Here is a 15,038-nt window from a genome sequence, read left to right as displayed (position 1 = left end):
CCGTATTTTCTATTTTAGGATCTCATTTTCATTAATTAAGCTAAAAGATAAGTATAAATTAAAAAAAGAAAGTGATTTCAATTTATGTGATTTAGTTTTATAAATTGGAAACTATAAAGTTGGGAGAGTTTCACCATGCAACCATCTATGAAAGAGATGATTAAAAAAAAGAAAGAAAGCCGTTCTTTATATAGTCGAATAGAAAAAATAATGCCTACGCTTTTTTTGTTGATCGCTTCGCTTTCTATTCTGGTAACGATTGGAATTATCGTTACATTGTTGACAGAAACGATATTATTCTTTGGGGATGTCTCTTTTATTGAATTTATAACAGGGACAGAGTGGTACCCATTTTTTAAGAATGACCCTAGTTTTGGAATTTGGCCACTGATTTCAGGAACTTTTCTAATTGCTTTTATTGCAATGGCAGTTGCTATTCCTATAGGATTGTCTGCTGCTATCTACCTGAGTGAGTATGCTAGCGAAAAAAGCAAGAAAATCATCCAACCTATCTTGGAAGTGTTAGCAGGCATTCCGACGATCGTTTACGGTTTGTTCGCCTTAACGTTTGTCACGCCTTTGTTGCAGTCTTTCATAGGTGGTCTGCCTATTTTTAATGCGTTGAGTCCGGGTATAGTGGTGGGGATAATGATCATCCCTCAAATCACTTCTTTGTCTCAAGATGCTATGAGTGCTGTCCCTCAAGCTATGAGAGATGGCGCATTCGCTTTAGGAGCAACAAAGCTTGAAGTAGCCATTAAAGTAGTTGTACCAGCTGCATTCAGTGGTATAATATCTTCATTAGTTCTTGCTATGTCACGCGCGATTGGTGAAACAATGATCGTTGCTACAGCTGCAGGTTCAACTCCAAATATGAGCTTTAATCCTACCGAGTCTATTCAAACGATGACATCTTATATTGTGCAAGTAAGTATGGGAGATGCAACTTACGGCTCTACTATTTATTATAGTATCTATGCGGTGGGAATGACTCTATTCATCTTTACTTTCGGAATGAACATTCTTGCTGATTATGTATCTCGTCGATATAGGGAGGTCTACTAATGAGAACACAAAAAAAATATGTAAATCCTGATGAGAAACAAATAAAAAAAAGAATTAGCAAAAATAAAGCAGCTCGAATAGTCTTTTTCATAGCTACATTTTTTGGGTTAGCAGTATTAGCCGTTCTAATCATTCGAATCGTCACGCAAGGTGCTGGTTATTTGAATTTGGATCTTTTAACTAATTTTGCTTCCCGAAATCCAGAAAATTCTGGGATCAAGGCTGCCTTATTGGGAACATTATGGGTAATGTCGGTCACTATCCCTGTGGCATTGATTTTGGGGATAGGAACAGCTATCTATTTAGAAGAATACGCTCCGAATAATAAATTCACTCAATTTATAGAATTAAACATCTCTAATCTAGCTGGTGTGCCTTCTATTGTGTTTGGATTGTTAGGCCTGACCCTTTTTGTTCGATATTTAGGGATGGGAAGAAGTGTTTTAGCTGGGGGACTGACTATGGCATTAATGATTTTACCTGTTATTGTAGTCTCATCAAAAGAAGCGATCCGTTCAATTCCTCAAGATCAATATGAAGCTGGATATGCTATGGGAGCGACAAAATGGCAAATAATCCGGACGGTTGTGCTCCCCGCAGCGACTCCGGGGATTTTAACGGGTGCCATTTTATCATTATCTCGCGCTATAGGTGAAACGGCTCCTTTGCTAATGATTGGTGCCATGACTTTTATTGCCTATGTCCCAGAATCTATATTTTCAAGCTTCACAGTGTTACCTATCCAAATATTTAGTTGGGCGAGCAGACCTCAAGCTGAATTTCAAGCAGTTGCCGCCGCAGGAAGTGTTGTCTTATTAATTATATTGATCGCAATGAATTCAATAGCGATAGGCATACGTAACAAATTTTCTAAACGCAATTAAAATGGAGGATTAAAATGAGTGATATAAATAGTATTCGACCGGTTTTTTCTGTGAAGGACTTCAATTTATGGTATGGAGATAAGCAAGTGCTTACAGATATTTCTTTGGAGATACCTGAAAAAAAAGTAACAGCAATCATCGGACCTTCTGGTTCCGGAAAATCAACCTTTATTAAAACGTTAAATCGCATGGTAGAATTGGCACCTTCTGTTAGGATGGAGGGAGGGATATACTATAAAGATAATAACATCTTTGATGACGCTCATACACAAGTTGAAGTCTTGCGTACAGAAGTTGGCATGGTGTTTCAAAAACCGAATCCTTTCCCTAAATCTATCTATGATAATATTGCCTATGGTCCAAGCATTCATGGCATAAAAGACAAAAAAATCCTAGATCAAGTGGTAGAGAATAGTCTGAAAGGGGCCGCTTTGTGGGACGAAGTAAAAGATCGATTACAAGCAAATGCTTTCAGTCTTTCCGGAGGACAACAACAGCGACTTTGTATTGCACGTGCATTAGCAGTTGAACCAGAAGTAATATTAATGGATGAACCAACAGCTTCTCTAGATCCTTTATCTACAGCAAAAATAGAGGACTTAGTGCATGACCTGAAAAAAGATTACAGTATTATAATCGTCACACATAATATGCAACAAGCTGCCCGGGTATCAGATAAAACAGCCTTTTTCTTAAACGGAGAATTGATTGAATTTGATGAGACGGAAAGAATATTTTCGAACCCTAAGGATAAGCGAACAAATGATTATGTATCAGGGAAATTTGGGTAGTCTAAAAAAACGCATAGAGATCAAACGTTCACTATTTCCAAAAAAAGGAATCGTGAACAATGTACTAAACTACAATCCAAAAACGAGTATCTCGTTTTTGGATTGTTTTTTATCCGTTTTTTTTTTGACTTATACAGCAAAAAAATATATAGTATTACTGTAATATCTTTTGGGAATGAATGTCTCCCTAAGCACACTGCTTAAACCGCTTACTAAAGCTGATGACTTCTGCGCATAGGCCGCAGTCTGTCATCAGTTTTTTTTAGGTGGATAAGAATTACATATGATAGTTAGTTTTTATTAAAAATGGAGGTTGGATAAATAATGCTTTTGAGTATTGCTTTGATATTAATTGTTGGTTTTATATTAAGTTCAATTTTTATTCGGTTACGTTTACCAGGTTTATTAGGTCTCATTCTAACCGGAATTATTTTAGGTCCCTATTATTTAGATCTTCTAGATCCTAAGATATTGTCTATATCAACTGATATACGTCAAATTGCATTGATCGTTATATTGTTTAGGGCAGGTTTGACTATGAATATTAGTGATTTAAAAAAGAATGGTCGTCCCGCTATTCTAATGACTTTTTTACCGGCTACATTTGAAATAATAATTGTAACACTATTAGCTCCAATATTCTTTGGGATCAGCACTTTAGAAGCCGCTATTCTAGGGGCTGTTTTAGGGGCTGTTTCTCCCGCAATTGTGGTTCCGCGAATGATTGGACTTATTGAAAGTGGCTATGGGAAAGCTAAAGGGATCCCACAGATGATTTTAGCAGGAGCTTCTGTAGATGATGTTTTCGTCATTGTATTATTCACGTCATTTTTAGGAATGTTTCAAGGCAATGGATTTGACTTCTTTTCGTTGCTCTCTGTACCCTTGGCAATTTTCTTTGGTCTTCTGCTAGGAGTTCTAGTAGGATATATCATGGTTAAACTATTCAAGTATTTTCATATTCGTGATACCGTAAAAGTGTTATTGATTCTAAGTATCTGTTTCCTAATGGTTTCTCTAGAAGAAAACTTAAAAGGCTTTTTTCCTATCTCAGGTCTATTAGGTGTTATGGCTTTAGGTGGTATTATATTGAAGCTATATCCAATTTTAGCTAAACGGATAAACACTAAATTCTCAAAAGTTTGGTTAGGTGCAGAAGTATTTTTATTTGTTTTGGTAGGATCAGTAACGGATATAACGGCACTTAGTGAAGCAGGTTTGGCTGTTGTTCTATTGATCTTGATTTCTTTGGTTTTCCGTATGATAGCAGTCTTTTTAAGTGTATCTGGTACAAATCTAACATTTAAAGAAAAATTATTTACAGCTGGAGCCTACACACCAAAAGCGACAGTACAAGCCGCGATCGGTTCTCTTCCGCTTGCAATGGGAGTTCCAGCAGGTAGTCTTATTCTAACTGTCGCCGTTCTTGCTATCATTTTGACTGCTCCACTAGGTGCAACGTTTATAGATCTTTCTTATAAAAAACTCTTAGAAAAATAAGATCATAGATCTCTTGCTATTTATTATCAAGCGATAAGTATTTATAGTGTGATGAACAGCAAATACTTTGATTTACGCAAATAACTAGTAGATCTTATTGGATTTTTTTGAACTGATAAAGATAAAATTTTACCGCTATTTAGAAGCGGGTCAAGACTAAAAAGAATAGATAATTTAATATAGCTAAAGAATCATCAAGCTTTCTGATTCTTTTATGCTCCCTTTAAAGTAGAAATTGTGACTTTAAAGGGAGTTTTTTTATCTAAAGGGGATTAAAATAATTATTTTAAAAAAAAGCAAAAGAAAGGGTTTACTTATCAAGGAAAAAGATTATAATTAACTTATGGATTCATTAGTATGAATTTTTTTAATAGGTATCAAAAGGGGGAGCAAAATGAAATTTTCAAAAGATTTCTTATTTGGAGCCGCGTCAGCTTCTTACCAAGTTGAAGGTGCATGGAACGAAGACGGTAAAGGAGTTTCAAACTGGGACGTATTTTCAAAAATAGATGGAAAAACTTATCAGGAAACAAATGGAGATGTTGCGGTAGATCACTACCATCGTTATAAAGAAGATATTGCTTTAATGGCTGAAATGGGACTGGAATCTTACCGATTCTCAATTTCTTGGACAAGGATTTATCCTAACGGTGATGGAGAATTAAATCAAAAAGGGTTAGATTTTTACAATAATGTCATCAATGAATGTTTAAAATACAATATTATTCCTTTCGTTACACTTTACCATTGGGATTTACCTCAAGAACTAGAAATAAATGGTGGTTGGACAAACGAAAGAACATTAAAAGCCTTTCAACAATATGCTGATACATGTTTTAAAGCTTTTGGCGATCGCGTCAAACATTGGATTACATTTAATGAGACCGTTATCTTTTCTCGTCATGGCTACATTTTTGGAGCACACCCACCAGGAATTTTAAATGATTTTAAAAACTACTATCAAGTTTTACACAATGTTTTCTTAACTCATGCTAAGGTTGTTTTGAATTTTAAGGATTCAGGTTATCAAGGCGATATTGGAATCACACATGTTTTTAGTCCAGCTTTTCCTGCAGATGATAAAGAATCGAGTAAAAAAGCAGCAGAGCATGCAAACATGTTTGATACATTCTTATACTATGACCCAATTCTAAAAGGAACTTATCCAGAATACGTATTGAATCAATTGAAAGAAAAAGGCTACGCTTTCGAATTGTCTCAAGAAGACCAAGAGATCTTATTGAAAGCAGCTCCACTGAATGACTTTATTGGAATCAACTATTATCAACCAATGCGTGTGATCGCAAACGATTCAAACACGTCAAGAGAAATAACTAGAGAATCTAGTACTGGCGGAGCTGGGGCTGTTTCTTACGACGGTGTTTACCAAACGGTTAAAGTACCGGATCATTCATATACTAAATGGGGTTGGGAGATCTCACCAGAAGCTTTATTAGATGGAATGCATTTATTGAAAAATGAATATGGTAATATTCCAATTTATATCACTGAGAATGGCCTAGGGGATGAAGATCCAATTGTTGAAGGAGAAATCAAGGATGCTGCTCGTATCGACTACATTGAAAAGCATCTGAAATTTGTGAAAAAAGGTATTTCAGAAGGCCTTAATATCAAAGGTTACTTTGCTTGGTCAGTTATTGACTTATTGAGTTGGTTAAATGGATACAAAAAGCAATATGGCTTTATTTATGTGGATCACAAAGATCATTTAAACCGTAAGAAAAAAGATTCATTTTATTGGTATCAAGAGGTGATTGCTACACGTGGAGAGAACTTATAAAGATTGCTAAAATAGAAATGAAAAATTTGGAGGAAAAAAAATGAATAAATTCAATGATCTTTTTAATAAAATGCTTGATCCATTTTTAAGATTAGTTAATACAAAAGCAATGATGGCCATCAAAGATGGATTCTTATTGACCATGCCCATTACCCTTGTAGGTTCTCTCTTTCTTTTAGTTGCTAATTTTCCAATCCCTCAATGGGATACTTGGATGTCGAGTTTATTCGGAAGTGATTGGTCTGCACCCTTAAATCAAGTAGCAGGTTCAACATTTGATATCTTAGCAATCGTTGCTGTATTAGGAATTTCTTACACGTATGCTAAAAATGAAAAAATTGATCCTATTAGTACAGCTATTTTATCACTTGTATCCTTCTTGATACTGACCGATTCATTTGTGACTACTGAAAGTGGCGAAATGATAACTGGAGTTATTCCTAAAGGTTGGACAGGCGGAAATGGTATCATTACTGCTATCATAGTAGCTATTATAGTAGCTAAGACATTTGCATTCTTTATTAACCGCGATATCAGAATAAAAATGCCTGAGACTGTACCTGCTGGTGTAGCAAATGCATTTTCTGCGATGATTCCAGGATTTGTTATTATGTTTGGTTCAATGGTAGTTTATACATTGACAAGCAGATTTACCGGAGCATCTTTAACGGCGCTTATTTTTAAACTGCTTCAAACACCTATTCAAAATGTTTCTGATACGCTACCTGGTGGACTTTTCATTACATTCTTAATGTCTATTCTTTTCTGGGCTGGTATTCATGGACCAAATATTGTTATGGGAATTATGGGACCTATCTTAACCGCTAACGCATTAGATAACCAACAGATTCTTGATTCAGGGCAAGAACTTATCATTGGAGAAAATACAAAAATCATGACTGTTCAATTAATTGATGTATTTGCTAAATTTGGAGGACAAGGAATTACGATTGGATTGTTGATAGCAGCGTTATTATTTGCTAAATCACAACGATTAAAGGAAATTTCTAAACTTTCTATTGTCCCTAGTCTTTTCAATATTAATGAACCTGTTATTTATGGTTTGCCAATTGTATTCAACCCAATCATGTTGATACCATTTATTCTAGTTCCTATAACAGCTGTTTTAATTACTTATGGAGCTATAATCACTGGCTTTATCCAACCCTTTACTGCAGTCCAAGTTCCTTGGACAACACCACCATTGATATCAGGCTTCCTGTTAAGTGGTTGGCAAGGATTGACCGTTCAATTGACAATTATCTTTGCATCTACTGGGATTTATTACCCATTCCTAATCAAACAAGACAAACAGTTCATGTTGGAAGAACTTGAAATAGCAGCAGAACTTGAAAACGAAAAAATTGATTTAAATGTAGCAAAAGAAAATACTTTATAAAAAAAAAGGATTAAGTCAGTATTGGCTTAATCCTTTTCTTTTCGCTATAATAATGAGGTACAACAGCTAACATTTATTGAAATGAGGATAGACAATGAGGAAATATAGACTGGTTGCTGATCAACTTTTAGAGGAAATCACACATGGGAAATACAAAAACGAACTTCGCTTACCGACAGAAGAAGATTTAATTGTAGCGTACAGCGTTAGTAAAAGTACTTTGCGAAACGCTATTGATGTATTGGTTGATAAAAGTATCCTTTATCGAGTTCAAGGTAGCGGTATTTATATTCGTAAACCAATTTATCCGGATACGATTACTATTAATTCGATCAAAGGATTTAAAGAAGAGTTTAAAAATAAAAAAATACATTCAAAAGTTATCAAATTAGAACAAGTAGAAGCAGATGCAGAAATAAGCTTTAAACTTCAATGTGAGATAGGAACGCCGGTTTATTTTGTTAATCGTATTCGATATGTTGAAAATGAACCTTTTTCAATCGAGTATAGTTATTTCAATAAGAATATTATTCCTTATCTTGGAAAAGAAATTGCTGAAAAATCTATTTATAATTATATTGAGAACGATTTAAACTTATCTATTGGCTTTGCTGATAAATATATTTCTGTTGAAAAACTATCAAAAATAGACAGTGATCATCTTCAATTAAATGAATCAGATCCATCGATGGTTACTGAAGAGACCGTTTTTCTTTCAAATGGAAAGGTTTTTAACCATTCAAAAGTTATTCACAATTATAAATATGCTAAATTTTTCGCATTAGCAAAAAATCGGTGATCCAAATAGTAAAATAAGTTTCAACTAGAAAGTCATGGTTTTCTAAAATAGAAAAGAAGTGAATTAAAGAATAAGAGCGGGTCATCTATCTATGAAACCCCTCTTATTTTTTTGTGTCCTGATTTTATTTTGACAATTTTTTATCAATAGTACATACTAAGGAAATAGTTTTTTCTACTGGATAGACTAGGTAGGTCAATACATAAATGAAAGAAAGGAAGTAGGGGCATGTTTTTGTGCAATACTACAGGGGGCATCGCATATTATCGTATGACTAATTTTACTTCAGCACTATAAAAAATTAGGAGTGTATAGAATGAAAAAATTGTCGATACGAGAAAGTTTTGCGTTACTGATTCTGTTATTAATGATGATTGGTGTCAGCATTATCAAATTTAAATTAGATCCACAAACACCCTTGCTATTAGCCATCATGTTGCTGATTTTTTGGGGGAGATTCCATAAATATAGTTGGGATGAGATTCATGATGGTATCAAAAAAGGCGTTAAAACAGGTATCATACCAATGATCATCTTTATTCTGATTGGTGCGCTCATTTCCATTTGGATCGCAGCTGGGATCATTCCCTCCATGATGGTCATTGGGTTCAAACTATTGAATCCTAGCTTCTTTATTCCATCCGTCTTTTTGATTTGTGCCGTGGTGGGTACATCTATCGGTTCAGCATTTACCACTGTTTCTACAATTGGCTTAGCTTTCCTTGGAATGGGAACGGCTATGGGTTTTACACCTGGTTTAGTAGCAGGTGCGATTGTATCAGGAAGTGTTTTTGGCGATAAAATGTCACCATTATCAGATAGCACAAATTTGTCTGCAGCGGTTGCAGAAGTCGATCTGTTTAGACACATAAAAAATCTAATGTGGACAACGATTCCAAGTTTGATTTTATCTACCTTACTATTTTTATTTTTTGGTATGAATAAAGAACTTGCAACGACGAATCAAGTTGCTGGTTTAACAAAAGTTATAGAATCTAATTTTCAAGTGAATTGGTTAGCTGCAATTCCAATTATTTTCATTTTCATTTTTTCATGGAAACGAATCCCAGCTATCCCAACGTTATTGATCAATATTGCATTATCGATTGGATTATTAAAATTTAATTCGCCAACTGTTACACTTTCGCAAATTTCAAGTTACATTCAAGAAGGTTACGTTTCGACAACAGGCAATGAAATAATCGATGCTCTATTGTCAAGAGGTGGCGTGCAGAGTATGATGTGGTCCATTTCACTGATTATTCTAGCTCTTGCGCTTGGAGGGTTGCTGATGGAGTTCAATATCATTGATACTGTCATGTCTCCTATCTCTAATGCTCGTATGTCTGTTGGGAATTTAATTCTTGTTACAGCATTGTCTGCTATTGGAGTGAATGCCTTAGTCGGAGAGCAGTACTTAGCTATTGTTCTGCCAGGTAATGCATTTAAGAAAACATACAAACAAATGGGTTTATCGCCATTAGCTCTTTCTCGCGTATTAGAAGACGCCGGTGCGGTTATTAACTCTATGATTCCCTGGGGTGTAAGTGGAGTGTTTATTTCTACAGCTCTAGGTGTCCCAACGTTGACTTACTTGCCTTACGCTTTCTTTTGTCTGCTTTGTCCTGTTTTAACGGTCATTAGCGGATTTACAAATATAGGGATCAAGAAGCTTGAACCCACAAAGCTATAACATTATAAAAGTCGAAAGTGCGATTGACATCCGCTTTCGACTTTTTGTTTCTCATTTTTTATAATAGTTCTTATTATGGATTAAGTCAGAAAACTTGATAAGGATCAATTTTTTAATCAGCAGTACCGGCTATACTAAAGGTATCAACAAATAGGAGGAAAACAATTATGAGTAAAGCCGTATATCAATTAGAACCATTAACTTGTCCATCATGTATCAAGAAAATCGAGACGACCCTAAATAAAACAGCAGGTATCGAATCTGCTAAAGTGATGTTCAACTCTAGCAAAGTCAAAACAGAATTTGACGAAACAGCTATCAAAGCTAGCAAAATTCAAGAAACGATTCAAAAATTAGGTTATCCAGTGTTATCTGCTAAAGTATCATAATGTCATTTAGCTATACAAAAATTAAAAAATAATCTGAATAAGGATTCCAACTTTCAGAAGTGGGAATCTTTTTTTTTTTGGAAAACAGATTCAATTAGCCCAAAATTTGTCTTTTTATTCTGAGTTGATCGAACTAAGGCTTGTTACGCATACTCGAATGAGCAAGCAGCTTTGAGTTGATCGAACTAAGGCTCGTTGCGCATACTCGAATGAGTAAGCAGCTTTGAGTTGATCGAACTAAGGCTTGTTGCGCATACTCAAATTGACAAACGTCTTTGAGTTGCACGAACTAAGCCTCGTTGCGGATACTCAAATTGACAAGCGTCTCTGAGTTGCTCGAACCAAGGCCAGTTACACCGACTCAAATGATAATCTACTTTGAGTCGGGATCTATTTCTTTTCTCAATATCAAATCGAATCATTTTCAAAGTAGTGGCGGCCTATTACAGTAGGGCATAAATAAAACAAAAAATTATTTAGCCTTTGTCTATATATAGCGGTTATTTTCCTTTTAAAGAAATAATTTTAAAACTCATCCTAGTTCTTAACCGCTTCTCAAGCTGCAAGATAAAGCCAGAAAGCCACAGTGATCTTATTGAATGAAAAATAGCCTGCTACAAGTGGGGCTTTATTGCTGTAACAGGCTACTTTGATTAAATTCAGGTAAAAAAGAAGTATTCAACTTTACTCGAAGAATACGGATAGAGTGGTATACTTAATTTGATTGTTGCAATTAATGATCTCAAGAAAGTGTCTTTTTGGAGGGAATAAAATGGATAAAGGTAATATACACCATCATCATACGGGTAAATCGCATAAATCGTGCGTATCGTTAGTTCCAATGTTTAATCATTTAGAGGATGAACAGTTAGACGAAATTATGGGAGCCACACAATCCGTTTCATATAAAAAAAATGAACTTATTTATCATGCTGGAGATGAATCTGACTCTCTTTATATTATTAATAAAGGAAAAGTAAGGATCTATAGATTAGCGGAGTCCGGAAAAGAACAGTTGGTCCGCATTTTAAATCCCGGCGATTTCACCGGTGAAATGGCATTGTTTTCTGAATCTACACACGAATCATATGCTGAAGCTATGGTGAATACAAAAATTTGTCTGATCAAACGTTCAGATCTACAAGAATTTTTAGTGAAATATCCTTCTGTCTCTCTAAAAGTAATTGCTGAATTTTCAAATCGACTTGAGGCATCTGAGAAGCAAACAACTCGTTTTTCAACAGAAAAAGTCGAAACGCGTATTGCTTTATATTTAGCAGAAAGTCTTGATCAAGAAGGTACTGGAACTATTGAGTTTACACTGTCCATGAGTAAAAAAGATTTAGCCTCTTATTTAGGAACCACTCCTGAAACAATCAGCCGCAAATTTAATGATTTAGAGGAGCGTGGATATATCAAACAAATCACTCATAAACGGATTAAAATAGTTGATTTAGACGGTTTGCTATTGGTTTAAGCAAATCATGTCATTTCATTTGTTTTATTCAGAAGCGGATTTAGTTACAGGAAATTCTTTTTTATACTTGGTAAAAATATAAGCCGTAAGCCAAGCTGTAACAGGAATAACCAGAATTGCACCTGTTCCGATACAGAAAATCGAAATAACTTCCGAACTAAATACTTTAGAATTGATCACTTCACCAAGTGAGTAGGATAGATCGTTAAACCATAATAATAAAGCTAGATATCCGCCAATAAAGGCGAAATACAGCGTGTTTGTAGTCGTACTTAAAATATCTTTACCTACATTCATGCCAGATTTAAATAGATCAGATCGACTTAGTTTAGGATTGTGTAACCATATCTCATTCATTGCAGAGGCAATAGAAATAGCAGTATCTGTAATGGCACCAATAGATCCCATAATGATCGTACTAATCGCGATCTTAAGGAAATCTATTCCTACATAAAGGTTGAAGAAACTAAGTTCTTCTATCTCTTCTATCCCAAATCCCTGTATGTTAGCTTTTTCAACGATAAAGAAGATGACAATTACTAAAAAAAGTAATGTGATCATTGTAGAAATGAAAGCAATAATTGATTTAAGGTTGATTGTATTTATATAAAATAAATTAATGCAACTAATGATGATACAGGCAATCAAGGTTAGAAAAATCGGATCGCTTACTCCTTTAGCGATCAACAGTATAGTCAAAAGCGTAATACCAAAGTTTAAAAAAAGAGCGATGAACGATTTTGTGCCTTTTTCGCCACTGATGGACTTCATCAGTACGAATAAAATAATTGATAAAAGAACTAATACATTCATTTAGTTATACTCCTTTTATGAATAAAATAAAGCGCTGTGTGAATACTTATTGGAATGGTCAGCACGATCCCGATGCTTCCAACAAGTGCTCTAGTCAATTCTAAGGATAAATTCATCGATAAAGTGTACCCCCATGTTGAACCGTTTTTTAAATAAAGCAGAATCATGGGAATACCGCCACTAACATAGGCAAAAAACAACACATTCGTCATTGTCCCCATGATATCTTTGCCTATTTCATTTCCTGATACTTTTAGATCTTTTAAGGAAATAGCGTTATTCTTATCATATAGCTCATATAATGAAGAAGTTATTGTGATTGCAATATCCATTACCGCACCTAAAGAACCAATTAAGATACTGGCTAAGAATACTTTTTGTGGCGATCTTGTGATAAATGCCATTTCTTCGTATCTCAGACCTTGTTCTGCTGTCAGCCACATTGCAATATAGGCGATTAGAAGAGCAGAAAAAGTACCAATTAAAGTTGCTAAGACAGCGATAAGGGTTTTCTCGTTTTTTCCATTAACTAATAATAAAGATGTTACAGTGAAAAAAACAGCTAATCCGCTAGAGATAAGCAATAAACTGGCTCGTTCTGAGTTGATATAACTGTTTAAAGCGAGGTACAATACAAGTATATTGATTGTTAAACTGATCAATGAAAACAAGCCGTTCTTTTTCCCGACAAGTAAGACAGTTAGTATAAATAGCCATGCTGCAGCTAAAACATATTTGTCTCGTTTTGGGCCATCAATAGTTCCGGTTAACTGAACGTTATCGCTGCTTTGAATGGAAACAAATAGTTCGTCGCCAACTTCATAATGGTGGTCGAAGGCTCCTGATGAGGAGTAATTGTTCTCTAGTGAGATTAATTGATCTTTTTGCGTTCCATTTTTGATTTTTCCAACTAGCGTTTGATAAAATAACTCATCTTTATTCGTTGCGTCATCAACGTTCTTTATTTCTTTAAGTGTCACTGTTACAACTTCTGCTATCGGTTGGTCATACAGGTTATAGTTATTTTGAATAAATAACATAGATGCAACTATACATAGCAAGACAACGCCATATAATAAAAATCTTTTTTTCTTCCCATTGTTGTTCAAATAACTACCTCCATTATTCAACTGAATATACTAAATCAGCATGTCCACTATAACATATATTTTTTTGACTAGTGAACCAGATTTACAAATTAAAACGCTTTGAAAACGGACAAATGCAAGCGGATACGGTATAGTCATGATAAACAATCCCGGTAAACATTGTTGACTATCTGGTAAAATAAAATAGCTATAATTTATAAAGGAACAAATAGAATAGTGACTGGAGTATATAAATTGTTCAGCATCAAGCGAAACAGCAGAATCTTTAACAGGGGGTAGAAAAGATGTCAGAAAGAGAGCGAATGTTAGCAGGAAGATTGTATCTGGCTCAAGGTGAAGAATTGAAAGCTATAAGAAAAAAAGGACAACAATTGGTTCGATTATTTAATGCTACTACTGAAGAAGAAAAACCGTACCGTACGCAATTGTTAATGGAAATCTTCGGTAAAGTAGCAGGTGAAATCTACATTGAACCAACTTTACGGTTAGACTATGGGCAAAATATTACTATCGGAAAGCATTTTTATGCTAATTTTGATTGTATTATGATAGATATTGCTGCAATTACGATTGGAGACAATGTTATGTTTGGACCGCGAGTGTGTCTCTATACGGCAGGACACCCCATTGATGTGACAGTTCGCAACAGTGGATTAGAATTCGGCATGCCAATTACAATTGGGAACAACGTCTGGGTTGGTGGAAGTGCTTTAGTGAATCCTGGTGTCACCATAGGAGATAACGCTGTTATTGGATCTGGATCTGTGGTTACTAAGGATATTCCGGCGAATACGATAGCAGCTGGTAATCCATGCCGTGTCATTCGAGAAATCACCCAAGCAGACAAAATAAAGTGGGAAGAACAGCAAGCGGCCTATTGGGCAGAAGTTGCCATTGAACAGGACGCTGAAATTAAGGGAGGTACTATCAGATGAAAATTTCACATGTAGCATTATGGTCTAAGGATATTGAGCGTATGCGTCAATTTTATGAAACCTACTTTAACGCACAAGCGGGAGAACGTTATGAGAATACAAATCGTGGATTTGCCAGCTATTTTTTAACGTTTCCTGGAGCAGAAACGAAATTAGAATTGATGCAGCAGCCTACAATTACCGATCAACCAGAAGAGACACCACTAGGGTGGGCACATTTAGCTATCAGTGTTGGAAGTGAAAAAGAAGTAAATAACTTAACGACCGTCATTGCAGGCGAGGGACATACGATTGTCGGACAGTCTCGCTGGACTGGAGACGGTTACTACGAAAGCGTTGTAGCCGATCCAGAAGGCAATTTGATAGAAATTACGATCTAAAAA

14 protein-coding genes and 1 riboswitch are annotated in these 15,038 nt (G+C 35.2%); of the genes, 12 read left to right on the top strand and 2 right to left on the bottom strand.

What is annotated here, in order from left to right:
• The first annotated feature begins 135 nt into the window (after window positions 1-135).
• From pstC to BR50_RS03830, 10 genes are all read left to right on the top strand, one after another.
• Window positions 136-1,065: a phosphate ABC transporter permease subunit PstC gene (pstC, locus tag BR50_RS03875; protein WP_034546450.1), complete on the top strand. Its 930-nt coding sequence runs from the start codon at window positions 136-138 to the stop codon at window positions 1,063-1,065.
• On the top strand, window positions 1,065-1,949 hold the full coding sequence (gene pstA / locus BR50_RS03870; RefSeq protein ID WP_034546448.1) for a phosphate ABC transporter permease PstA: 885 nt from the start codon (window positions 1,065-1,067) through the stop codon (window positions 1,947-1,949). The genes pstC and pstA overlap by 1 nt, the downstream gene beginning before the upstream one ends.
• Window positions 1,950-1,963: 14 nt before the next feature.
• Complete coding sequence (pstB, locus tag BR50_RS03865) at window positions 1,964-2,740, top strand: phosphate ABC transporter ATP-binding protein PstB (RefSeq protein WP_051905731.1); 777 nt, start codon at window positions 1,964-1,966, stop codon at window positions 2,738-2,740.
• A 162-nt stretch (window positions 2,741-2,902) separates the two neighbouring features.
• Window positions 2,903-2,978, top strand: a riboswitch (Fluoride riboswitch).
• Window positions 2,979-3,064: 86 nt separating this feature from the next.
• Complete coding sequence (locus tag BR50_RS03860) at window positions 3,065-4,240, top strand: cation:proton antiporter (RefSeq protein ID WP_034546444.1); 1,176 nt, start codon at window positions 3,065-3,067, stop codon at window positions 4,238-4,240.
• A 394-nt stretch (window positions 4,241-4,634) separates the two neighbouring features.
• A complete protein-coding gene (locus tag BR50_RS03855) occupies window positions 4,635-6,041 on the top strand; it encodes a glycoside hydrolase family 1 protein (protein ID WP_034546442.1) in 1,407 nt (468 codons plus the stop codon).
• 40 nt (window positions 6,042-6,081) lie between these two features.
• Entirely contained in the window at window positions 6,082-7,440 is a 1,359-nt protein-coding gene (locus BR50_RS03850) for a PTS sugar transporter subunit IIC (RefSeq protein WP_034546440.1), read from the top strand.
• A gap of 94 nt (window positions 7,441-7,534) precedes the next feature.
• Window positions 7,535-8,239, top strand: coding sequence for a GntR family transcriptional regulator (locus tag BR50_RS03845; RefSeq protein WP_034546438.1), 705 nt, complete (start codon window positions 7,535-7,537; stop codon window positions 8,237-8,239).
• Window positions 8,240-8,555: 316 nt separating this feature from the next.
• Window positions 8,556-9,932 (top strand): Na+/H+ antiporter NhaC, encoded by a 1,377-nt coding sequence (gene nhaC, locus BR50_RS03840; RefSeq protein ID WP_034546436.1) that lies wholly within the window; start codon window positions 8,556-8,558, stop codon window positions 9,930-9,932.
• Between the two features lie 167 nt (window positions 9,933-10,099).
• Window positions 10,100-10,321 carry a heavy-metal-associated domain-containing protein gene (locus tag BR50_RS03835; protein WP_034546434.1) on the top strand — a complete coding sequence of 74 codons (222 nt, stop codon included), beginning with the start codon at window positions 10,100-10,102 and terminating at the stop codon, window positions 10,319-10,321.
• 772 nt (window positions 10,322-11,093) lie between these two features.
• Complete coding sequence (locus tag BR50_RS03830; protein WP_034546432.1) at window positions 11,094-11,798, top strand: Crp/Fnr family transcriptional regulator; 705 nt, start codon at window positions 11,094-11,096, stop codon at window positions 11,796-11,798.
• 24 nt (window positions 11,799-11,822) lie between these two features.
• Here BR50_RS03830 and BR50_RS03825 read toward each other — a convergent pair whose 3' ends face one another.
• Together BR50_RS03825 and BR50_RS03820 are read right to left on the bottom strand one after the other, a co-directional pair.
• Window positions 11,823-12,611, bottom strand: a complete 789-nt coding sequence (locus BR50_RS03825; protein ID WP_034546430.1) for a YibE/F family protein — start codon at window positions 12,609-12,611, stop codon at window positions 11,823-11,825.
• On the bottom strand, window positions 12,608-13,720 hold the full coding sequence (locus BR50_RS03820) for a YibE/F family protein (RefSeq protein WP_034546428.1): 1,113 nt from the start codon (window positions 13,718-13,720) through the stop codon (window positions 12,608-12,610). Before BR50_RS03820 ends, BR50_RS03825 begins: the two co-directional genes overlap by 4 nt.
• Before the next feature lie 284 nt (window positions 13,721-14,004).
• Between BR50_RS03820 and BR50_RS03815 the strand changes: the two genes are divergently transcribed.
• The gene (locus tag BR50_RS03815) at window positions 14,005-14,655 is read left to right on the top strand and encodes a sugar O-acetyltransferase (protein WP_034546425.1); all 651 of its coding nucleotides are present in this window, start codon (window positions 14,005-14,007) and stop codon (window positions 14,653-14,655) included.
• Entirely contained in the window at window positions 14,652-15,035 is a 384-nt protein-coding gene (locus BR50_RS03810; RefSeq protein WP_034546423.1) for a VOC family protein, read from the top strand. The genes BR50_RS03815 and BR50_RS03810 overlap by 4 nt, the downstream gene beginning before the upstream one ends.
• The last annotated feature ends 3 nt before the right edge of the window (window positions 15,036-15,038 follow it).

Origin of the sequence: Carnobacterium alterfunditum DSM 5972 (assembly GCF_000744115.1) — a bacterium.
GTDB lineage: Bacteria > Bacillota > Bacilli > Lactobacillales > Carnobacteriaceae > Carnobacterium_B > Carnobacterium_B alterfunditum.
This window is presented reverse-complemented; position numbering and strand designations above follow the sequence as displayed.